Here is a 1,552-nt window from a genome sequence, read left to right as displayed (position 1 = left end):
ACCGACCTTGGGGTGCTTCCTCAGCTCCAAGCTCTCGAATCCGTGGGAGCAGACACGCCCGAGGGTGGGCACGAAACGGCTCACGGACACCGCCTGGCGGCGGTACCTGGTGTTCACCATGGGCGAGGGGAGACCGGTCCGGCCGCACCGCCGCACCGGCGTCACCCCGAGGGCGCTTCGGCGTCTGAGGGAGCGAACCGTGAGGTTCACCCGGTCGTGTTCGTCCTGGACCGTCGCGGCCACCCGCTCGACCCGTGTCATCCCGCCCGTGCCCGTCGTCTGCTGGCGGACGGGCGGGCGGTGCTTCACCGCCACACCCCGTTCGTCATTCGTCTCAGGGACCGGTCGGCTGCCGACTCCGCCGTGGCAGGCGTGCAGGTCGGTGTCGACCCCGGCTCCAAGCACACCGGCCTGGCCGTGTTCACCGATCATGACGGGAGCCGGACCGGACGGTATGCGATCCGGCTCGACCACCGGGGCGCGCTGATCCGCGACAGGCTCGCCTCCCGGGCCGCACTGCGCCGGGGCCGCCGGGGGCGGAAGCTGCGCTACCGCTCCCCTCGGTTTCTCAACCGCACCAGGCCGAAGGGGTGGTTCGCGCCGTCCCTGCGACACCGCGTCGACACCACCTTGCCGTGGGTGGCGCGGCTGTCCCGGTGGGCGCCCGTGGCCGCCGTCCACGTGGAGAAGGTCTCCTTCGACACCCACGCCCTATCGGCCGGACGGCCGCTTGAAGGAGTGGATTACCAGCAGGGCACCCTCGCCGGGTACGAGGTTCGCGAATACCTGCTCGCCAAGTGGAGGCGCACCTGCGCCTACTGCGGCGCGAGCGGCCTACCGCTCAACCTCGACCACATCCACCCCCGCAGCCGGGGCGGCTCCGACCGCGTCAGCAACCTCACCCTGGCCTGCATTCCGTGTAACCAGACCAAGAACGCCACCCCCGTGCAGGAGTTCCTCAAGGACAAGCCCACACTCCTGGCGAAGATCCTCAAACAGGCGAAAGCACCACTGCGCGACGCCGCCGCCGTCAACACCACCCGCTGGGCACTGTGGCAGGCACTGGAGGCCACCGGCCTACCCGTGGCAGACGCCTCCGGCGGGCGCACCAAATGGAACCGCTCCCGCACCGGCGCACCGAAATCCCACACGTTGGACGCGCTGCACGTCGGCCACCTCGACACCGTGACCACCTGGCCGTTCACCGTGCTCGTGGCCAAGGCGACCGGGCGCGGCACCTACTGCCGTACCCGCACCGACCGCTACGGCTTCCCCCGGCTACGACTCCCCCGGACCAAGCAGGTCAAGGGGTTCGCCACCGGCGACCTGGTCCGCGCGACCATCCCGACCGGCAAGAACACCGGAGTTCACACCGGACGGGTCGCGGTCCGCACCACCGGAAGCTTCAACATCACCACCCGGCACGGCACCGTACAGGGCATCCACCACCGCCACGTCCGCCTGCTCCAACGAGCCGACGGCTACGGCTACACCACCCACCCGGAAACGCGGCACCGCGCCGCGTTTCCTCCCCCGCCTTCGGGCGGGGGAG

At 70.7% G+C, this 1,552-nt stretch carries 1 protein-coding gene; it reads left to right on the top strand.

Annotated features, from left to right (window positions below):
* Positions 1–216: 216 nt before the first annotated feature.
* Positions 217–1,552, top strand: a 1,336-nt coding sequence (gene iscB / locus ABZU75_RS46405) for an RNA-guided endonuclease IscB (protein WP_355569982.1), incomplete at its 3' end; no start/stop codon positions are given.

It is taken from the genome of Streptosporangium sp. NPDC005286 (assembly GCF_040607515.1).
Taxonomy (GTDB): Bacteria; Actinomycetota; Actinomycetes; order Streptosporangiales; family Streptosporangiaceae; genus Streptosporangium.
This window is presented reverse-complemented; position numbering and strand designations above follow the sequence as displayed.